This is a genomic window from Rhizobium alarense (assembly GCF_021555155.1).
Lineage (GTDB): Bacteria > Pseudomonadota > Alphaproteobacteria > Rhizobiales > Rhizobiaceae > Rhizobium_D > Rhizobium_D alarense.
The window spans coordinates 1-19,204 of sequence record NZ_JAKGBU010000095.1 but is presented as its reverse complement, the minus strand read 5'-3'; the positions used below and the strand labels follow the sequence as shown (position 1 = coordinate 19,204).

The following is a 19,204-nucleotide window of genomic DNA, read 5'->3' as shown; positions in this document are numbered from 1 at the left end:
TATTGGAAGAAATATTACCCCGGCGCTGCGGCCGATCAATATTTCCAGCGGCACTTCTCCTACTCCGACCGCATCCGCTACTATTGGCCGAAGGCCAAGGCCCGGACGGCAGTCGATGCTCTGATGGGTTCACTGGCGGGGGTCGCAATTCCCAGGCCGCTCCTCAGCCAATACCTGGCCCATCTTGAACCTTTGGTGAGCGAGGGGCGGATTGCGCCGACGGCTTCCGACCTGGTCGGAGCGAGCGTGGAGCGGATCCTGAATATATATGCGCAAGCGATAGATTGAAGCAAAGAGCGTGATCGGAGCGCCAATCGCTATCAGCCGGTGACGCATCGCGGTCAGGCAAGCCAGCGTCGACCCGCTCGCCGACTGCGCGCAACTAGGCGATCTCGGCCCGCCGTCCTGTAGGCTGGCGTTCATTCGAGAGATGTGCTCCATTCCCGTGAAAAATCAGGAGCTGTTGCCGACAAATCGCGCATCCTGCCCACCGGCACGACAGCGGCCGGGAGAAGGTCTGCGAAAATTTCTTTGAACATCGGTGCAATCATGTTCGAGATTCCGCGAGGCCGGCAAGCTCAAGCTTCGAACTGTATCCCTCGTTTTCGAGCGCTGCGACAAAGGCTTCGGCGGCGGCAGGGGATTCGATGGATGCCGTCTTGCTCTCAATGTCAACCGCGACCTTGGCGTCGGGATCGACGGATTTCACAGCTTTTTCCACGGTGCTGACGCAATGACTGCAGGACATGTCGGGGATGTTCAGGTGGTGCATCGGAAATTCCTCTCTGATTTGCCATTGAGCCAGATTGCCCCTTCCCACCATGGCAAGGTCAATAGCGGTCAATGAAATTTCGAGAGCGGCTTTTGCGGCGGTCCCGCGCAATTTTGCGAGAGCGCCGTCTCATGAACCCTTCGATGTGTCAGCATTCTTGCGGACGATCCCGAGGAGAGGGTGGCTCCCACGAGCATCGCCTACCGCTCCCCCGGGGCGGCGCGATCCCGGAAGCCGCAGCTCTCGTCATGCCGTGGTGCGACACCGACGCCATAACCCGGCATCCGGCCGAAATCGCCCGAACTCGACCCGGTCGAAAACCTCTGGCTCTCCAACCGTATCTTCAAATCCTAAAGTATCCGTTTCGATCCCGCGGGTTTTGGCAGCCATTTTCGGCTATGGTGCCGGAGCGCTGCAAACCCAGGGTGATCGTCAGTGACGACGGCAGCGATATCCTGCAATAGAGGGATCGGGCCCGAGGTAGACCGGCACGACATCGCGCCTGGCAAGCCGATCCGGCATCCTTCATCGAAAATTCAATGGGCGGCTGCGCGATGCTCCCGCCCCGAATACAGTACCTGACATGCGGAATTCCTCCCTCGGCGGGTCTGGAACCAAGCCGTCAGGCGACCGGCGTCGACAACAGCCAGAGGCCGAAAACCGTATAAAAGACCATGACGGCCGCCAGGAAGAGCTGGCTGCGGGTTGCACTGGCGGTCGTGCCGAAATGCCGGATCGCGATCATATGCGCAAGCAGGATGCCGACGACGTGCCCCGTCACGACGACGACGGTCTGCGCCGTCCAGATCATCCGCACGCCGTCGAGCGTGTTCATGAAGGAATTGGTGACGTGCAGGTCACGTGTCCCGAACAGGTCCCACCCGACTGCAAAGGGATCCGACAGCGCGGCCAGGAAGTACTGGCCGTTGACGAGCAATATCGTCAGGTAGTGCGACGCATGGAAGGCGACCGAGATCGGAATGATCGAATAGATCAGTTTGCCGGCCGTCTCAGCCAACGCAGCGCCGTCGCGTCGACCGGCAAGACCATTGCCGAAGGCGACCGATGCGAGGAAGAGCGTCGACAGCGTGATACAGGCGCCGAGAAGACCGAGCGTGTTCGGGACGAGGACGACGCTTCGGCCGGGGAACTCGAGCGGATTGACACCGAGCGCGCCGAGCCAGAGGAAGGTCGACGAAAAGCCATCGAAGGACACGCTGCCGAGTGTTACCAGAACAAAGAGTATTCCGCTCGGCGGCAGTGCCGGCGTCGCAAGGCATTGCCGGCCGGGCCAGACGAGCGCCAGGACGCGCTTGCCCGCCATGCCGGTACGCCGCACCACGACGAGCGGTGCGAGCATGCCGACCAGGCGGAAGAAAACAGAAAAGGCTTCGCCCCGCCGCAACCAGAAGCCGCCGCCGAAGAGGACCATGGCCACGAGATTCAAGGCCCAATAGAGGGCGGCCGCGACCGCGAGTTCGCGTGGATCCTGCGGCGCCAGGGACACGAGTTCGTACCAGGCGAAGACCAGAAAGAGGATGATCGCCGGGACATATCCGACACCGGCAGGCAGGCGCATAAGCGGCGCGCGCCCGACGCCGCCGCCCGTCAGCCGTCGCAGCAGCGCGAGGGGGCCGGTCCACGGATTGAACCAGGGCCAGAGGTTGCCGACGACCGCCTGAGTGAGCGTGAAGACGACCCACCAGATCGACCAGATGGTAAGCGGCAGAAGGTTCTCCAGCGGGTCTGTCGTGCCGAACAGGCCGGTTGCGACGAGCAATGCGAGGAAGAGGAAGGCGAGCGTGCTCGTTGCGTGCCGCGGCCCGGCCTGCCACGCGGCCAGAGGGAACTCGGCACGCATCAAGGCCTGGAACCATCGATCCGGCAGGATGGCGAGTGCCGCGAAGGAGGCAATCACCGCCAGTGCCCCGCCGATCATGTAGAAACCCGTCGGCAAGAGCATGACCAGCCCGCGTTCGCTGACATGGGCAAAGGCCGCGCCCGGCAGCACCAGGACCGACATCGCCGAAACGATTGCCGCGGGGCCGTACCGTCGACGGGCAAGGCCTTTCACTGCCTTGGCATGCTGCTGCATCAAGAGATCCCGGCCACTGTTTTCCTGCTTGCTATTGGGCAATTCTATTGTTTGCATACAAACACCGCTTCGCACAGGTGTCCATTGCCGCCCGGTTTCTCAGGGACATCGAAATGAGGCCGACCGGAGACGCCCCATCGGTAGGAGCCGCAGTACGAGACTTGTCAGTCGGGGTGCGATCGTACAAGACAAGCGGGCGCGGCGTGGTGGTTGCGCGTCACGGAATGCTGCGGTGCGGCCAAACCGCTTCTTCGCGCTCGGCCGCTTCTGCTATTGTCATTTGAGAATTCTCGTGATTTGTTAGCAAACGAACGATCTGACACGACATAAACAAGACGGCTGACGTTCGCTTCCAGCAGAGGGAAAACAATGACCAAATCGATTCTCATGCCCAAGAAAGGTCTGTCCAGACGGTCTGCTTTGCTCGGAATGGGCGCCGCCGCCGGCGCCGGCCTTGCCGCACAGGCCCTGCCGGGCTTCGTCCGCTACGGCCAGGCACAGACCTCGGAGCCGATCAAGATCGGGCTTCAGCTCCATCGCACCGGCATCGGTGCGTCCTACGGCCGCTGGTACGAGCGCGTCACCGCCGCCGCCGCCAAGATCATCAACGACGAAGGCGGCATCAACGGCCGGCCCGTCGAGATCATCATCGAGGACGACGGTACGGACCCGAAGCGCGGGGCCGAGGTCGTTGAGAAATTCGCGACCCAGCACAAGGTCGACGTCACCTATGGAACGCTGTTCTCGCATGTCGTGATCGGTTCGGCGCCGCGCGCCGGCGAACTGAAGATGCCCTATGTGGTGGTCTCCGAAGGCTATCACGTCGCCTCGGGCTCGCTGAACCGCTACTGCTTCCAGCCGGGCATCACCGACGTCCGCTCGCAGGTGAGCGCCATGGCGCCCTGGGTGTCGCAGAATCTCGGCAAGAAGGTCACGATGATCTTCCCGGACTACGCCTTCGGTCACGACCACCGCGACTATTTCTCGGCCGCGATGAAGGCGCAGGGCGGCGAGGTCGTGCAGATGATCGCCATCCCGCCGACCGAATCCTCCTTCACCCGCTATCTGCCGCAGATCCCGAACTCCACCGAGGTGCTCTATCACGTCATGGTCGGGCCGGCCGTGCTGACCTTCGTCAAGGAACTCGGCGACTTCTACGGCGCGCAGCGTCCGGCGATCTTCGGCTTCATCGACAGTCTCGAGGCCGTCGACCTCAACACGCCGCAGCTCGGCGCGCTGGACGGCACCTATTTCTGGGAGGGCAATCCCCGCTATGCGCAGGCCGACCAGACCGAGTATGACAAGGTCTATCGCGTGGCCGTCGGCGTGGACGACAACGGCGCCAGCATCGCGGATGCGAAGGATATCTCCACCTATGCCCATATGTTCGGCTGTTGGGAGACGCTCTTCACCATCAAGCAGGCGATGGAGATGAGTGGCTATTCCGGCCAGACTCCGAAGGACAAGCAGGGTTTCATCGAGGCGATGGAGTCGCTTGAGACATTCGACGAGGGCCGGGACCATCCGCAGGGCGCCAAGCTCTTCAACGGCAAGAACCACCAGTGCTATGGCCGCCAGTTTATTTCCAAGGTGGAAAACGGCCGGCTGGACGTCGTGCACAAGACCGCGATCGAAGACGGTCTCTACGAGGTCACGGCCGACTACACAAAAATGTCCCTATAGCCTCCCAAGGCGCGGCCCGAAGGCTTGCGGCCCATTCTTAGACCTCGTGATGTCGACGCGGGAAGGCAAGGCCTTCCCGCACGGCACGTGCGTGCGCCGCCAAACGGCATTGCAGCGACCGGTCGCATCGGCTCTTCTGACCGGACGATGCCTTCGAAAGGACACTGGATTTGGACCTCGGCCCCTTCTTGCTGCTTGCTACCTTGGAAGGCCTCGTCCAGGCGGCGGTGCTGACGCTGACCGCGCTCGGCCTTAGCCTGGTCTTCGGCGTCATGCGCGTTGTCAACGTGGCGCATGGCGAATTCTATATGCTCGGCGCCGTCGTCGCATGGTGGGTGGCGTCCATGCTGTCGGTCCATCCGGCGGTTGGTTTCTTCGTCGCTCTCGTCATCAGTCCGCTTGCCGTCGGCGCGATCGCCTTTGCCGGCGAACGCCTCGTGCTGCGCCGGCTGAACTACGACCCGGAGGCGACGATCGTCGCGACCATCGGCATGCTCTACGTCATCCAGCAGACGGTCCTGATCGTCTATGGCCCGGATGCAAGGCCGGTCGACGCGCCGTTCTACTATCGCGTCCAGCTGCCCTGGTTCGGCTATTCCGGCTACAACCTGTTCGTGATCGCAGCCGCAATCGTCCTGCTGTCCGGCTGCTGGTACACCCTGACCCGCACGCGGCTCGGCCTCGTGATGCGGGCCACCCAGTTCGACCGGGAGACGGCGCAGGCTTTCGGCATCCCGATCGACAAGGTCTACGGTTACGTTTTCGCCGCCGGTGCGATGCTTGCTGCCGTTGCGGCGGTGCTGATCGTGCCGATCCGGCAGGCACACTACCTGATGGGGCTCGACCCGCTGCTGCTCTCCTTCATCGTCGTCATCATCGGCGGCCTCGGCAGCCTGCGCGGCACTGTCGTCGCGGCCCTCATCATCGGGCTGAGTGACGGCATCATCTCCGTCTTCTTCTCGCCGACGCTCGCCAAGATGATCTCGACGCTGCTGGTCGCGCTCGTGCTCGTCTTCAAGCCCGAGGGACTGTTCGGAGCGAAGGCGCGATGATGCACTCCGCTGCCCCCAAGTCGGCGCTGCTGCACCTGTCGGTGCTTGTGCTGCTCTTCGCGCTCCAGTTCGTGCTGCCGGACTATCACCATCTGGCGATGACGCGGATCATGGTGCTGGCGGTCTTCGCCATGGGCTACAATCTGCTCTTCGGCTATGCCGGGCTTCTCAGCCTCGGCCATGCCATGTTCTTCGCCGCCGGTCTCTATGGCGCCGGCATGGCCGCCTATCATCTCGGCTGGAGCGTGCCTGCCGCGTTCCTGGCGGGGATTACGGCGGGTTTCGTGGTGTCGCTTCTGATCGGCCTCATTGCGCTGCGCACGACCGGCGTCGCCTTCATGATCGTGACGATGATGTTCGCGCAGGTGGCCTATCTCGCGAGCCTCTACTTCACCACCTATACACGGGGCGACGAGGGGTTGGTCATGCCGGAGGCTGCCCGGCGGTTCGACCTGCTCGGCCTGACCTTCGACCTGACGAGCCCGACGGTGCGCTACAACATCGCGCTTGCCCTTCTCGCACTCGCCGTCGTCGTCTGCCTATCGATCGTCTGGGGCCGGATGGGGCGCACACTCGTCGCCATCCGCGAGAACGAGCCGCGCACGCTGATGCTCGGCTACGACACGTTCCGCATCAAGCTGAAGGCGCTCGTCGTCTCCGGCATGCTATCCGCCATGGCGGGATCGGCCTATGCGCTTCTCTTTGCCTATGTCGGCTCGTCCTTCGCCTCGATCCAGTATTCCATCGAGGCACTGCTCTTCACGCTCCTGGGCGGAGCCGGCACGGTGCTCGGGCCGCTGCTCGGTACGGTCGCGATGTTCTACATGATCGATGTCGCCAGCGCGTTCACCACCGCGTATCTGCTGATCATCGGGATCGCGCTGATCGCGCTCGTCCTGTTTTTCCCCAAGGGCCTTCTGGGCACCGTTCGCGAGAGGTGGATCAAATGGCTGCCGTGACGCTGCTCAGCACCGAGGGCCTGAGCCGCCATTTCGGCGGGCTGAAGGCCGTCGAAAATGTCGACTTCACCCTCTCCGAAGGCGAGATCCGCGCGATCATCGGGCCGAACGGCGCCGGCAAGACGACCTTCGTCTCGCTGCTTTCCGGCCGCATCGCGCCGAGCAGCGGCAGTGTCCGCTTCCTCGACCGCGACATTACGAAGGAGCCGGCGCATCGCCGGGTGCGCGCCGGGATCGCCTATACGTTCCAGATCACCAGCGTCTACGCACGGCTGAGCGCCGGCGAGAATGTCGCCCTTGCGGCCCAGAGTGCCCTTTCGCGCGGCAAGGACCACCAGGGCAAGGTGGCGATCGACCAGGCAGTCGTTCGGGCCTTGGACAAAGTCGGCCTCGCCGACCGGGCGGATGCCGTGGCGGGTGAACTCTCCTACGGGCACCAGCGGCTGCTCGAGGTGGCGATGGGGCTTGCGCTGGAACCGAAGCTGCTGATCCTCGACGAGCCGACACAGGGCCTGTCTGACAGCGAAATCGATAATTTCTGCGATCTCGTGCGGGATATCGCCAGGGGCGCGACCGTTCTGCTGATCGAACACAACATGCCGGTCGTCATGCGCCTCGCCGATGCGATTACCGTGCTGAACGCGGGCGAGGTGCTGGCAAACGGCACGCCGGAGGCGATCCGTGACAATCCGGCCGTACAGGCCGCCTATCTGGGGACGCAGTGATCATGCTGACGGTGACCGACCTCGACGTCTATCACGGCAGCAGCCAGACGCTGAAAGGCTTCTCTCTGTCGCTGAGGGCCGGCGAAGTGCTTTGCCTGCTTGGACGCAACGGTGCCGGTAAGACGACCGCGCTGAAATCGATCATGGGCCTGCTTCCGTCGCGCTCGGGAAGCGTGACGCTGGATGGGCGCGAACTGACGGTGTTGAAGCCGCACGAGGTGCCGAAATGCGGAATCGGTTACGTGCCGCAGGGACGCCGGCTGTTCGCCGAACTCACCGTGCGCGACAACCTGGAGATCGGGCTGATGGCGCGCAACACCGGCCGGGAGGTGATGGAGCGCGCGCTTGACCTGTTTCCACGCTTGCGGGAGCGCCTCGACCAAGTCTCCGGCACGCTTTCCGGCGGCGAGCAGCAGATGCTGGCGACGGCGCGGGCACTCTGCATAGACCCCGCGGTGATCCTGCTCGACGAGCCGACGGAGGGCCTGATGCCGTCGATGATCGCGACCATCCGAGACGTCGTGCAGCGACTGCGCGATCAGGGTAAGGCGATCCTGCTCGTGGAGCAGCGCGTCGATGCGGTGCTGTCGGTCGCCGACCGCGTGAGCTTCGTCGAAAACGGCAAGGTGCGGGCAACGGTGGGCGTCGACGACTTGCGGGCGGATCCGTCTCTTCTGTCGCGCTATGTCGGCGTGGGATGACGCGTGTCAGCTGATCTTGCGCAGCAGTTCGATCAGCATCATGCGTTCGGCGGGTGTCAGCGGGCTCAGCGTTTGCTCCGAGACATCCAGCGCCAGCGCGACGTTCTGGTCAATGGCGGTGAGGCCTTCTTCGGTCAGCGACAGAACGAGCCGGCGAGCATCTGTCCGGTCCGGCGATGTGCTGACGAAACCGCGTTTGACGAGACGATCGACCACGCCCTTGATCGTCGCGACGTCCATGGCGATGTCGCGACCGAGCTGGTTCTGCGAGCAGGGCTGTACTTCCTTGAGCTTCGTCAGTGCCGCCCATTGGGTGGTCGTTAGTTTGTCATTCATCAGGCTCGCGAAAATCGCGACATGGCGCTGGTTGGCCTGACGCAGGAAGAAGCCGATTTGCTCACCGAGGACATAGGTCGCCGGAAGCGTGCCGGTCTCCGCCGATTTCCCGTTCTCATCCGTCACCTGACGCTCTCTCCCGATCGCTCCGTCGGGTCGGTTCGCTCGCCGCCCGGCATTCGCTGAATCGCACGCCTGCTCGCGGCGCGCATGTCGTGCTATACATCGATTTTAACGGCATGCAAATGATCGAGCCATCCGACGCCGTCGTGCCCGGGCCGAATGGGCCATACCTTGAATTTTCAGGGACAGGCACGCCCGGAACGGTGTCATTCACCGTGAGGCTCCGGCGCTTGACAGAGCCGAAATGTCGGCAGATACTCGTTTGCATACAAACAAAAAAATTGGGAACCGCAATGCAATATTTCGCTCCACGGAGCAGGGACGAAGCTTTGCAGATACTTGCATCTGAACGCGTCCGGATCGTCGCCGGCGGGACGGATGTCTATCCGGCATTGCGGGACCGGCCGGCGACCGATTCCTATCTCGATATTTCCCGCGTGCCGGAATTTCGCGGCATATCGACGACCGCCGACGGTTGGCACTTTGGCGCGGCGACCACCTGGACCGACGTCGCAAGCGCGAATCTGCCCGCCTGTTTCCATGGCTTGCAGGCCGCAGCGCGTGAGGTCGGCTCCGTCCAGATCCAGAACACCGGCACCATTGCCGGCAATATCTGCAACGCCTCGCCGGCGGCCGACGGCATTCCGCCGCTCCTGTCGCTGGAGGCCGACGTCGAAGTGTGTTCACTCGACGGAACGCGCACTGTGCCGCTCAATGCATTCGTCACCGGCGTCCGGCGTGTCGAATTGCGACCAGGCGAGATGGTGACGGCCATTCGCATACGAAAGCAGGCGGGTCGATCCGCCTTCCTGAAGCTTGGTGCCCGCCGCTACCTCGTCATCTCCATCGCCATGGTGGCGGTCATCGTCGAGGCGGATGCTGACGGGCGGGTCGTGCGGGCGCGCATCGCCGTCGGAGCCTGTTCGCCCGTCGCCTGCCGCCTGCCCGAACTGGAGGCGGCCCTGATCGGTCTGCCGGCCTTGCCCGAGGTTCTCGCCTCGGCCATGTCTGGGCGCCATCTCGCGCCGCTTTCCCCGATCGACGACGTTCGTGCCGATGCGGCCTACCGGATCGATGCGGCGGGAGAACTGATCCGCCGCGCGCTGTGCGCCGCGACGGCCGAGACCAGGGAGATTGCGGCATGAACCGGATCGCGCATGTCGATCTTGCTGCGGCCTGCCAGGCAATCGGTTTGATGCTCAACGGAAAGACCGTCGCCGCAAAGGTGCATCCGGCCACACGCCTGTCGCAGGCCTTGCGCGACGATCTCGGCTGCCTCGATGTCAAGATCGGTTGCAACGCCGGCGACTGTGGCGCCTGCACTGTGCTGCTCGACGGTGCGCCGGTCTGCGCCTGCACGACGCCGCTCGCCCGCGCCGAAGGGGCGACCGTCGAGACGGTGCGCGGTTTGACGGAAGACGACGAGACGGCAAAGGCGCTCGCCGCCGCGTTCCAGCGGCACGGCGCCGCCCAGTGCGGCATCTGCACGCCGGGCGTCATGGTCTCGGCGGTCGCTCTGTTGCGCTCCGGCAAGCCGCTTCACGAAACATCCGTCGAGAATGCGGTCGGCGGCGTTCTCTGTCGCTGCACCGGTTATCGCAAGATCATCGATGCGATCCTCGATGCAGGCGGCACCGGTCCCGGGCTGGTAGCGGCGGCGGACGGCCGCGTCGGTGCCTCCATCCCGCGCCTCGACGGCCTGGCCAAGGTCAATGGCACCGAGGCGTTCGGTGACGACGTGGCGCCGGACGATGCGCTTGTGGTCCGGGTGCTGCGGTCGCCCTGGCCGCATGCCGCCTTCTCCTTCGGCGATCTGGCGGCCTATCGGCACGCCAATCCGGGCATCGAGGCCATATTGACGGCGTCCGATGTGCCGGGACGCAACTGTTTCGGCGTCATTCCGCCCTTCGCCGACCAGCCGGTATTCGCCGAGGGCGTGGCGCGCTTTCGCGGCGAGGCCGTCGCTGCCGTCGTCGGCCCGGCGGAAATCGTCGAAACGCTCGATTTCTCGGCCTTTCCGGTGAGCTGGGAGGAGAAGCCCGCCGCTATGACGGTGGAGGCGGCGCTTGTGCCCGAGGCGGCGCTTCTGCATGAAGAGCGGCCGGGCAACGTCATGTGCCGCGGGCTCGTGCAGCGCGGCGACCTCGAGGCCGGTTTCGCCGCTGCGGACCTGATCGTCGAAGCATCTTATTCGACCGGCTTCATCGAACATGCCTATATCGAGCCGGAGGCCGGCTATGCCCGGCGTGTCGGCGACCGGTTGGAGATCTACGGCTGCACACAGGCGCCGGTCATGGACCGGGACTCGATGGCGGAGATCATGGGGCTTGCGCCGGATGCGGTGCGCGTCGTGCCGACCGCATGCGGCGGCGGCTTCGGCTCGAAGCTCGATCTCTCCATGCAGCCCTATATCGGCCTTGCCGCCTGGGTGACGGGAAAGCCCGCCCGCATCGCCTACACCCGGACCGAATCGATGCAGTCGACGACCAAGCGTCATCCGAGTGCGATCCGCGTGAAAGTCGGGGTGAAGGGGACGGGCCGGATCACGGCCTTCGACTTCGAGGGCGACTTCAACACCGGGGCCTACGCTTCCTGGGGGCCGACGGTCGCGAACCGTGTCCCGGTGCACGCCTCCGGCCCCTATCGCATCGAGAACTATCGCGCCCGCAGCCGGGCGATCCACACGCACTGTCCGCCCTCGGGCGCATTCCGCGGCTTCGGCGTGCCGCAATCGGCGGTGGCGCAGGAGCAAGTATTCGACGACCTGGCGCTTCGGCTCGGCATCGACCGGCTGGCGTTCCGGCGCATGAATGCGCTTGGCAACAACCAGCCGACCGTGACGGGACAGGTCTTCACGCAGGGCGTTGGGATCGCAGACTGTTTCGATGCGCTCGAACCGGCCTGGAAGCGGGCCTGCGCGGAGGCTGCCGCATGGAATGCCGAGGCGGAGCGCTCGGGGAACCCGCTGCGGCGCGGCATCGGGATCGCCGGCGGATGGTACGGTTGCGGCAACACCTCGCTGCCCAATCCATCGACGGTCCGCGCCGGTATCCGCCCTGACGGCACACTCGTGCTGCATCAGGGTGCGACGGATATCGGGCAGGGCGCCAATACGGTCATCACCCAGATTTTTGCAGAAGCGCTCGGCGTGCCGCTGGATGTCATCCGGCTGGTCGGCCCCGATACGGACCTGACGCCGGATGCCGGCAAAACGTCGGCCTCGCGCCAGACCTATGTCTCCGGCAATGCCGCACGGCTCTGCGGCGAGGCGCTTCGCCGCCAGATCCTGCGGCTCGCGAACGTTTCCGATGCGGCCGCGATCGTGCTCGACGGCGCCACGATCCGCCTGGTCGATGGCAATGTGCGGCGGACGGTGGCGCTCGACGAGGCTCCCGTGCCGAACGCATTCGGCTATGTCCTGATGGCCGAGGAGACCTACGATCCGCCGACCAAGCCGCTCGATGCGAACGGCCAGGGTAACCCCTATGCGGTCTTCGGCTACGCCGCCCATCTCGTCGAACTCGACGTCGACATCGGGCTCGGAACGGTGAAGCTCAGGAATTTCGTCGCCGCGCACGACGTCGGAAAGGCGATCAATCCGCTGCTCGTAGAAGGCCAGGTACAGGGCGGTATCGCGCAGGGCGTGGGCCTTGCGCTGATGGAGGAGTTCCTGCCTGGGCGAACGGAAAACCTGCACGACTATCTGATCCCGACCGCCGGTGACATACCGCCGATCGAAACCATCATCGTCGAGGTGGCGGATGCTCACGGACCATACGGAGCAAAAGGCCTCGGCGAGCACGTGCTGATCCCGACGGCTCCCGCCGTCCTCAACGCGATCCGGCATGCGACCGGTGCGCGTATCCATCATCTGCCGGCGACCCCGGCGAAGGTGCTCGCCGCGATCCGTGTGGCGACGGCACCGCAGACCTGACAGGACATCCACCATGGTCAAACAGCAGAGCGACAGCACGGTCAACGGCAAGATCCGGTGCGATGCCTGTCCGGTCATGTGCTACATCGCCGACGGCAAGGCCGGCGCCTGCGATCGTTATGCCAATGTCGGCGGAGACCTGATCCGTGTCGATCCGCTGACAATCATCGAAAACACGGTGAACGAGGGTGGAAAGGTCGTGTCCTTCTTGCCCGGGACGGAGGGCGAGGACTGGGACGGCGATCTCGTGCAGGCGAAGCGGAGCTTCGTCACCGCTGTCGGCGCCGGCACCACCTATCCGGACTACAAGCCGGCACCGTTCATCGTATCCCAGACAGAGCGCGGCATCGACATGGTGACCGTCGTCACCGAAGGTATCTTCAGCTATTGCGGTGCTAAGGTGAAGATCGATACAGATCGCTATCTCGGGCCGGAGGCTTCGCCCGTGCGCGTCGACGGTGAGCAGGTCGGGCATGTGACCACCGGCGAGTACGGCTCACAGATGCTGTCGCTCGGCGGCGTTCATCATCTGACCGGCGGCTCCAAGAAGGAAGGCCGCGTGACCTGCGACGCGTTGCTGCGCCTGTGCAACGGCGAGGCCGTCGAAATGCAGATCGAGGGCGGCGCGGAGGTCACGGTCAAGGCCGGTGCCGCGCCGATCATCAACGGCGTCGAGGAACAGCGCATGCGCGTCGGCTGCGGCTCTGCGACCATCGGCATGTTCGCCAAGCAGTGGGCGCCGCATGTCGACGAGGTCGTCGTCGTCGACGACCACATCACCGGAGTGCTCTCCGAGCACCAGGCCGGTCGGCTGCTCGACGTGCCGTCGACCGGCATCCGCATCAAGGGTCGCCGTTCGACGCCCGGCCGCTATTTCCAGGTGGCCGAGCCCGGCACGGGCTGGGGCGGCACGAACATCTCCGATCCGCTGTCGATCCTCGGCGATTTCGACCCGAAAGCCGCCTATGCCGGCCTGCGCATGCTGATGGTTTCCACGACCGGCGAGCAGTACGGCTACTATATCCTCAATGCGGAATTGCGGCCCGTACTCCAGACCGATCTGCCGGAGCCGATTCGCTTTTCGGTCGACCAGATCGCCGAGAACTGCGAGCCGGCGGTCGCCTCGGTGCTGTTCATGGGCGGCGCGGGCGGCAGCCTGCGGGCCGGCGTCACCCGCAATCCGGTGCAACTCACGCGCTCGGTGAAGGAGGCGCTGACCTATGTCTCCTGCGGCGGCGCGCCGGCCTATGTCTGGCCCGGCGGCGGGATCACCGTGATGGCGGACGTTACGCAGATGCCGGCCAATGCGTTCGGCTATGTGCCGACGCCGGCGCTGGTCGCGCCGATCGAATTCACGATGCGGCTCGACGACTATCGGGCGCTCGGAGGGCACATGGAGGCGGTCGTGCCGATTGAGGAGGCGCTGAAGGTCGCCGAGCGGCGGGTCGCCCCGCGCGACGACACGCGCTGGCCGACGGCCGGCGAGAACTTCAAGTGGCGCGCCTGATGCACGGAGGACCTGTCTGATGCTGCCTCCGCAAGCGCGATATCTGCCGGACGGTGCCGCAGGCGGCAGGCGGCTGCACCTGCAGCATGGCCCAATCGATCTCGTCATCGGCGTTGACGCCGATGACGGACTTTGCCGGACGGTGTTCGAGGCAGCCATCGTGCGGTTCGAGACGGTGCTGCAGGAACTTGTGGACGAACTGCCGTTGCTGCGCAGCGAGGCGGCGCCGGCCATGCCCCGTGCGAGCGGGTCGACGGCGCGCCGAATGGTCGCCGCCGTTCGTCCCCATGCAGTGGACCGGTTCATCACGCCGATGGCTGCTGTCGCAGGCGCCGTCGCCGACGAGATGCTGGCGACGATGATGGCGGCTGCCACGGGTCAGGTGTTGCGGCGGGTCTACGTCAACAACGGCGGCGACATCGCCTTGCATCTGGCGGAAGATACCGCGTTTCACATTCGCGTGGCCCGCGAGGACGGTACAGCGCTCGGGGTGTTCCGCCTTGACGCCGGTTCTCCAAGCCGCGGCGTCGCGACCAGCGGCCGGGGCGGGCGCAGCCTGTCCTTCGGTATCGCCGACTCCGTGACCGTCGTTGCGCGCGATGCCGCCGCGGCCGATGCGGCCGCGACGCTGATCGCCAACGCCGTCGATCTTCAGGGTCATCCCGCCATCGTTCGCGTGCCGGCCAGCGCGCGGGTGGACGACAGCGATCTCGGCGATCGTCTCGTCGTCTTGTCCTGTGGGCGGCTGAACCCCGGCGACGTCGAACGCGCGCTGGAAAACGGCCTTGCCGAAGCAGAGAGGCTGATCGGCCTCGACCTGATGGAAAAAGCCGCTCTCTTCCTGCAAGGAGAGGGCAGGGTTGCCGGGGGCAATCGGGCTTCTTCGGTCTCCACCAACACACCTGTCGCATTCATGGAGCACGCCCCTCATGCCTGAACCAAAAGTCCGCAAATTCCTGACCATGGTGGAGGATATCCACCATGAGGGCGGTCCGTCGGCCGAAAAGCCGTTGAAGCGGGGCGCCGTGCTGGCGGTGATCGAAAACCCCTTCGCTGGCGCCTATCACCCCGAGATCGAGGGTTTCATGAAGGACCTCGAGCCATTGGGTCTCCTCATGGCCAAACGGCTCATCGATGCGCTTGGCGGTGATCCGGCGGTGATCGAGGGCTATGGCAAGGGCGCCATCGTAGGGCAGGCCGGCGAACTCGAGCATGGCGCGCTGTGGCATGTGCCGGGCGGTTATGCGATGCGCGAGGCGCTTGGAAATGCCAAGGCGATCGTGCCTTCGACCAAGAAAGTCGGGGCCGCCGGCGTGCGCCTCGACGTGCCCGTCACTCATGTCAACGCGTCCTATGTCCGCAGTCATTTCGACGCCGTCGAGGTCGGACTTTCCGATGCGCCGCGTTCCGGCGAGATCGTGCTGGCGCTCGTCATGACGACCGGCGCTCGGATCCATGCCCGTGTCGGCGGCCTGCGCGCGGAAGACGTCAAAGGGGAGGATGGCCTGAGATGAAAGCGGAAATTCGGAAGATCGCGGTCTTCGTCGAGGAGACCCATGCCGAGATGGGCCGGACGATCACGCCGCCGACGCGCAAGGCGGCGGCCGTCGCCGTCATTCGCAATCCGTTCGCGGGCGAATATGTCGAGGATCTCGCATTGCTGATCGATATCGGCGCGGAACTCGGTGGCCTGCTCGGCGAGCGGTGTGTCGCGGCACTCGGGATCGAGCCGTCGCAGGCCGAGAGTTATGGCAAGGCGGCGCTTGTCGGCGAGAACGGCGAACTGGAGCATGCCGCAGCGCTCCTGCATCCCGCCATGGGCAAGCCGTTGCGGGCCGCCGTTGAAAAGGGGGCCGCGCTGGTGCCGTCGTCCAAGAAGCGCGGCGGGCCGGGCCAGATGCTCGACATACCGCTCGGCCACAAGGACGCCGCCTATGTCCGCTCGCATTTTGATGGCATGGAAGTCAGCATCAACGACGCGCCCCGCGCCAACGAGATCATGGTGGCGGTGGCCGTCACCGACAGCGGGCGCCCGCTGCCGCGCGTCGGCGGCCTCACGACGAGCGAGATCGAAGGCAAGGACGGCCTGCGGTAGCGGGCCAGCGTCGTCCTTGTGGATCTATCGCGCCTCGTAGCGATCGTACCGCCCGAAGACGATCTCCGGCAGGGCATTGGCCGGTGGCGTGTTGCGGCTGCGCTGCGTGCGTATGATCCCGTCGATGATGGTCATGCCGATGCCCGGCAGGTTGCCCTGCTTCACCGAGTCGAGCACCGTCTTGCCGGGCGCGTGCTGGGCACGGTCCATGATGACGAAATCGGCAGCCTTGCCGGGTTCTATGATGCCGCAATCGAGATTGCGCTGGCGCGCCGTATTGCCGGTCGCAAAGCAGAAGGCGATTTCCGCGGGGGTGTTGGAAAGGCTCGCGATCAGCGACACCATGCGCAGGATGCCGAGCGGCTGGACGCCGGAGCCCGCCGGCCCGTCGGTTCCGAGAATGACCCGGTCGAGCTGCTTCAGTTCGCGGGCGGTGTTGACCGTCAGCAGTGCGGCGCGTTCGTTGCCGTTGTGCACGATTTCGAGGCCACGGGTGCAGCTTTCGCAGATGCAGACGATCTGGTCGTCGGGAAGGGCGGTATGGCCGCCGTTGATATGGCCGACGACGTCGGTGTCGGCGGCAAGCACAACGTCCTTGTCGATCAGGCCGGAGCCCGGGATCGAGGGGCCGCCCGTATGGATCGTGCTCTGGATACCGTATTTCCGCGCCCAGGCCACCATCGTCCTGGCGTCACCGGCGTCCTTGACGCTGCCGAGTCCCACTTCGCCGAGAAGCTTGACGCCGGCCTCCGCCAGATCCTTGAAATCCTGCTCGACCATGCCCCTTTCGATCACCGGCGCTCCGGCCAGAACCTTGACGCCGGAGGGACGGAAATTCTCGTAGAAACGCTGCGATGCGATGGCATGGGCCTTCAGACCGACGATGTCGCGCGGCCGGCCGGGCGTGTGCACCTCGCCGGCGGAAATCATCGTCGTCACACCGCCGTTCAGTGTCGAATCGATCCAGTTCAGCTGTTGCTGGCGGGGCGTGTAATCGCCGATGACGGGATGCACATGGCTGTCGATCAGGCCGGGCGCCACTGTCGTCGCCTTCGCGTCGACGATCGTCCTGGCACCTTCCGTGTCGACGTCCTTCTCGTAGCCGACGGCCGTGATCAGCCCGTCGTCGCAGACGATGCAGTCGCCGTCGAGGATCGGCTGCTCCAGCTTGCCCGAAAGGATGAGCCCGATGTTGCGGATCACCAGCCTGCCGGCCTTTTCCGTACCGCCCGCCACGTCCGCCATTGTCGTTTCCCCTTAATTCCCGACACGCCGCCGTCCGGTGAGGCAGCATTTGTATGCGAATGCTAACGTGGGTCAAATCACCTGTCGAGGCTTAAATTTTTCTCGCAAATGGAACATTACTTGCAAAACCAAATTCGTTAGTATACTAACGAATTATCGAACTTAGAGCCAGAGGAAATCGATGACCGGACCGTCGGCAGGCGCAGCGCACGCAGAAGCTCTCATGGTGATGAACGACAACCGGCCGGGCGGTTTCGCGATCCCCGAAAATGTCTTTGCCGAGACCGTGACGGCAGTCAGGCACTATACTGATCGGCTGTTCAGTTTCCGCATCACGCGGCCCGCGAGCTTTCGTTTCCGCTCCGGCGAGTTCGTCATGATCGGCCTGCCCAATGCGGAGAAGCCCGTCTATCGCGCCTATTCAATCGCAAGTCCTGCCTGGGACGAGGAGATCGAGTTCTTCTCGATCAAGGTGCCGGGCGGTCCGTTGACCGAACACCTCCAGAAGATCGGCATCGGCGACACGGTGCTCATGCGCAAGAAGCCGACCGGTACGCTGGTACTCGACGCCCTGATACCGGGACGTCGCCTCTATCTGCTGTCGACCGGCACGGGCGTCGCTCCCTTCGCGAGCCTGATCCGCGATCTCGAAACCTACGAAAAGTTCGAACAGATCGTCCTCGTCCAGACCTGCCGCGATGTGGCCGAGCTTACCTATATCCGCGAGATGGCCGCGTCCCTTTCAGGCGACCCGCTGATCGGCGAACTGGCCGACCAACTGCGGCTCTACACGACCACGACGCGCGAACCGTCGCCGCATATGGGCCGCATCACCGATTTGATGACCTCGGGACAGTTCTTCGAGGACACCGGGCTCCCGCCGATCGATCCCGGCGTCGACCGGGCGATGATCTGCGGTTCCACCGAGATGCTGAGGGATACGAAGGCGATGCTGGAATCCTTCGGACTCGTCGAAGGCGCCAACAATGCGCCGGCGACTTTCGTCGTCGAACGGGCCTTCGTCGGCTGAGGGAGTGGATTTCGAAGATGGCATGAATGCCGATGAAGCTGCGCGGCTGATGACGTCTCAGGGATTGGGGTAGCTTCGGCGCTCGCCGTTCAGGCGGTTGCTTCGCAAGAAGAAGAATGCTGCTTCCGGAGAGAAGCGCGGTCCGCGAAAAGACGTTGAACATCCAAGAAGTGGAAATTTGCGAAAGAGTGGACGGAGAGGCAGCGTTGCAGATGGCGCTGTGACTTGAAGCGCTTCATGATCCGCTCTCGTCGCCGGATTGGCTGATGGGAATTCTCCGCCCGATTGTTGAGCCCTTTTTGCGGTTGCTTTTTCAACCAGTTGGGCAAAGGCGAACTTGGATGTTCGATCAATAGCGACAAAGAGATAGAGCTTGCCTTCAGCTGTCTGCACCTCGGCAATGTCGACGTGGAAATAGCCGATCGGATAGTTCTTGAGCTTCTTCTTCGGCTCCTTATCGCCTTCAACATCCGGCAGGCGCGAAATGCCGTGGCGCTGCAGGCATCGGTGCAAGGAAGAACGCGTCAGATGCGGGATCGTCGGTTGGAGCGCATAAAGGCAATCATCGAGCGGCAGCAATGTATGCCTGCGAAAGGCGACAACGACCGCTTCCTCATCCAGGGACAGGACCGTTGAATGCGGGTCTTTCGGCCCTGCCGGCAGATCGGCCAACGAGGTTCGCTTCTTCCATTTGGCGACGGTCTTCTGATTAATCCCGTAACGCTTCGAAAGCGCCCTTGGGCTCTCTTTACTATTCTGTATTGCTCTACGGACTGCCTCTGTCGTTGTGGCGCTGCCATGCAGAACTTGTCCCATGGTGCATCCCTCCAAGTCTGGGAAAATAATGCACCATCAAACTCCGGGATCAAACATCTAGGCTCAGGACTCATTGATCAGAGCCAGAAGATGACGGTCGCGGCGATGCATATTGCGGAGAAGAAGGTGTG

17 protein-coding genes and 2 pseudogenes are annotated in these 19,204 nt (G+C 64.1%); 13 read left to right on the top strand and 6 right to left on the bottom strand.

Features of this window, described 5'->3' with window-relative positions; translation table 11 throughout:
- Positions 1-288, top strand: a 288-nt coding sequence (locus tag LXM94_RS22195) for a class II D-tagatose-bisphosphate aldolase non-catalytic subunit (RefSeq protein WP_235773654.1), incomplete at its 5' end; no start/stop codon positions are given.
- 259 nt (positions 289-547) lie between these two features.
- Here the strand turns inward: LXM94_RS22195 and LXM94_RS22190 are convergent.
- Together LXM94_RS22190 and LXM94_RS22185 are read right to left on the bottom strand one after the other, a co-directional pair.
- A complete protein-coding gene (locus LXM94_RS22190; protein WP_235773653.1) occupies positions 548-772 on the bottom strand; it encodes a heavy-metal-associated domain-containing protein in 225 nt (74 codons plus the stop codon).
- Positions 773-1,394: 622 nt separating this feature from the next.
- Positions 1,395-2,867, bottom strand: a complete 1,473-nt coding sequence (locus LXM94_RS22185) for a hypothetical protein (protein WP_235773652.1) — start codon at positions 2,865-2,867, stop codon at positions 1,395-1,397.
- Between the two features lie 369 nt (positions 2,868-3,236).
- Here LXM94_RS22185 and LXM94_RS22180 point away from each other — a divergent pair, with 369 nt between their 5' ends.
- The 5 genes from LXM94_RS22180 (at position 3,237) to LXM94_RS22160 (ending at position 7,987) form a co-directional block, all read left to right on the top strand.
- On the top strand, positions 3,237-4,550 hold the full coding sequence (locus LXM94_RS22180) for an ABC transporter substrate-binding protein (protein WP_235773651.1): 1,314 nt from the start codon (positions 3,237-3,239) through the stop codon (positions 4,548-4,550).
- Between the two features lie 170 nt (positions 4,551-4,720).
- Entirely contained in the window at positions 4,721-5,602 is an 882-nt protein-coding gene (locus tag LXM94_RS22175) for a branched-chain amino acid ABC transporter permease (protein WP_235773650.1), read from the top strand.
- Entirely contained in the window at positions 5,602-6,561 is a 960-nt protein-coding gene (locus LXM94_RS22170; RefSeq protein ID WP_235773655.1) for a branched-chain amino acid ABC transporter permease, read from the top strand. The genes LXM94_RS22175 and LXM94_RS22170 overlap by 1 nt, the downstream gene beginning before the upstream one ends.
- Complete coding sequence (locus tag LXM94_RS22165) at positions 6,549-7,286, top strand: ABC transporter ATP-binding protein (protein ID WP_235773649.1); 738 nt, start codon at positions 6,549-6,551, stop codon at positions 7,284-7,286. Before LXM94_RS22170 ends, LXM94_RS22165 begins: the two co-directional genes overlap by 13 nt.
- Positions 7,287-7,288: 2 nt before the next feature.
- Positions 7,289-7,987 (top strand): ABC transporter ATP-binding protein, encoded by a 699-nt coding sequence (locus LXM94_RS22160; protein ID WP_235773648.1) that lies wholly within the window; start codon positions 7,289-7,291, stop codon positions 7,985-7,987.
- Between the two features lie 6 nt (positions 7,988-7,993).
- Here LXM94_RS22160 and LXM94_RS22155 read toward each other — a convergent pair whose 3' ends face one another.
- Positions 7,994-8,449, bottom strand: coding sequence for a MarR family winged helix-turn-helix transcriptional regulator (locus tag LXM94_RS22155; protein WP_235773647.1), 456 nt, complete (start codon positions 8,447-8,449; stop codon positions 7,994-7,996).
- Positions 8,450-8,739: 290 nt separating this feature from the next.
- Here LXM94_RS22155 and LXM94_RS22150 point away from each other — a divergent pair, with 290 nt between their 5' ends.
- Genes LXM94_RS22150 through LXM94_RS22125 form a run of 6 tightly spaced genes read left to right on the top strand, consistent with a single transcriptional unit; the run spans position 8,740 to position 15,982 of the window.
- On the top strand, positions 8,740-9,591 hold the full coding sequence (locus LXM94_RS22150; RefSeq protein ID WP_235773646.1) for an FAD binding domain-containing protein: 852 nt from the start codon (positions 8,740-8,742) through the stop codon (positions 9,589-9,591).
- On the top strand, positions 9,588-12,380 hold the full coding sequence (locus LXM94_RS22145) for a molybdopterin-dependent oxidoreductase (protein ID WP_235773645.1): 2,793 nt from the start codon (positions 9,588-9,590) through the stop codon (positions 12,378-12,380). The genes LXM94_RS22150 and LXM94_RS22145 overlap by 4 nt, the downstream gene beginning before the upstream one ends.
- 13 nt (positions 12,381-12,393) lie before the next feature.
- Complete coding sequence (locus LXM94_RS22140) at positions 12,394-13,887, top strand: 6-hydroxynicotinate reductase (protein WP_235773644.1); 1,494 nt, start codon at positions 12,394-12,396, stop codon at positions 13,885-13,887.
- A gap of 19 nt (positions 13,888-13,906) precedes the next feature.
- Positions 13,907-14,824, top strand: a complete 918-nt coding sequence (locus tag LXM94_RS22135; RefSeq protein WP_235773643.1) for a UPF0280 family protein — start codon at positions 13,907-13,909, stop codon at positions 14,822-14,824.
- Entirely contained in the window at positions 14,817-15,401 is a 585-nt protein-coding gene (locus LXM94_RS22130; protein ID WP_235773642.1) for an amino acid synthesis family protein, read from the top strand. The genes LXM94_RS22135 and LXM94_RS22130 overlap by 8 nt, the downstream gene beginning before the upstream one ends.
- Positions 15,398-15,982, top strand: coding sequence for an amino acid synthesis family protein (locus LXM94_RS22125; protein WP_235773641.1), 585 nt, complete (start codon positions 15,398-15,400; stop codon positions 15,980-15,982). The genes LXM94_RS22130 and LXM94_RS22125 overlap by 4 nt, the downstream gene beginning before the upstream one ends.
- A gap of 24 nt (positions 15,983-16,006) precedes the next feature.
- Here LXM94_RS22125 and LXM94_RS22120 read toward each other — a convergent pair whose 3' ends face one another.
- Positions 16,007-17,227 (bottom strand): amidohydrolase family protein, encoded by a 1,221-nt coding sequence (locus LXM94_RS22120; RefSeq protein WP_235773640.1) that lies wholly within the window; start codon positions 17,225-17,227, stop codon positions 16,007-16,009.
- A 223-nt stretch (positions 17,228-17,450) separates the two neighbouring features.
- Here LXM94_RS22120 and LXM94_RS22115 point away from each other — a divergent pair, with 223 nt between their 5' ends.
- Positions 17,451-18,257 (top strand): ferredoxin--NADP reductase, encoded by an 807-nt coding sequence (locus tag LXM94_RS22115; RefSeq protein ID WP_235773639.1) that lies wholly within the window; start codon positions 17,451-17,453, stop codon positions 18,255-18,257.
- A gap of 188 nt (positions 18,258-18,445) precedes the next feature.
- Here LXM94_RS22115 and LXM94_RS22110 read toward each other — a convergent pair.
- Positions 18,446-18,556: pseudogene (locus LXM94_RS22110) on the bottom strand (IS6 family transposase); the annotation flags it as partial.
- Positions 18,543-19,073 (bottom strand): annotated as a pseudogene (locus LXM94_RS22105) (IS481 family transposase); the annotation flags it as partial. The pseudogenes LXM94_RS22110 and LXM94_RS22105, both read right to left, overlap by 14 nt.
- Between the last annotated feature and the right edge of the window lie 131 nt (positions 19,074-19,204).

Excerpts from the sequence above, each read along its gene's own strand:
- LXM94_RS22130 (WP_235773642.1), top strand. The coding sequence starts at position 14,817 with ATGCCTGAACCAAAAGTCCGCAAATTCCTGACCATGGTGGAGGATATC.
- LXM94_RS22170 (WP_235773655.1), top strand. The coding sequence starts at position 5,602 with ATGCACTCCGCTGCCCCCAAGTCGGCGCTGCTGCACCTGTCGGTGCTT.
- LXM94_RS22190 (WP_235773653.1), bottom strand. The coding sequence starts at position 772 with ATGCACCACCTGAACATCCCCGACATGTCCTGCAGTCATTGCGTCAGC.
- LXM94_RS22150 (WP_235773646.1), top strand. The coding sequence starts at position 8,740 with ATGCAATATTTCGCTCCACGGAGCAGGGACGAAGCTTTGCAGATACTT.
- LXM94_RS22115 (WP_235773639.1), top strand. The coding sequence starts at position 17,451 with ATGGTGATGAACGACAACCGGCCGGGCGGTTTCGCGATCCCCGAAAAT.
- LXM94_RS22120 (WP_235773640.1), bottom strand. The coding sequence starts at position 17,227 with ATGGCGGACGTGGCGGGCGGTACGGAAAAGGCCGGCAGGCTGGTGATC.
- LXM94_RS22180 (WP_235773651.1), top strand. The coding sequence starts at position 3,237 with ATGACCAAATCGATTCTCATGCCCAAGAAAGGTCTGTCCAGACGGTCT.
- LXM94_RS22165 (WP_235773649.1), top strand. The coding sequence starts at position 6,549 with ATGGCTGCCGTGACGCTGCTCAGCACCGAGGGCCTGAGCCGCCATTTC.
- LXM94_RS22185 (WP_235773652.1), bottom strand. The coding sequence starts at position 2,867 with ATGCAGCAGCATGCCAAGGCAGTGAAAGGCCTTGCCCGTCGACGGTAC.
- LXM94_RS22160 (WP_235773648.1), top strand. The coding sequence starts at position 7,289 with ATGCTGACGGTGACCGACCTCGACGTCTATCACGGCAGCAGCCAGACG.
- LXM94_RS22140 (WP_235773644.1), top strand. The coding sequence starts at position 12,394 with ATGGTCAAACAGCAGAGCGACAGCACGGTCAACGGCAAGATCCGGTGC.
- LXM94_RS22145 (WP_235773645.1), top strand. The coding sequence starts at position 9,588 with ATGAACCGGATCGCGCATGTCGATCTTGCTGCGGCCTGCCAGGCAATC.
- LXM94_RS22135 (WP_235773643.1), top strand. The coding sequence starts at position 13,907 with ATGCTGCCTCCGCAAGCGCGATATCTGCCGGACGGTGCCGCAGGCGGC.
- LXM94_RS22125 (WP_235773641.1), top strand. The coding sequence starts at position 15,398 with ATGAAAGCGGAAATTCGGAAGATCGCGGTCTTCGTCGAGGAGACCCAT.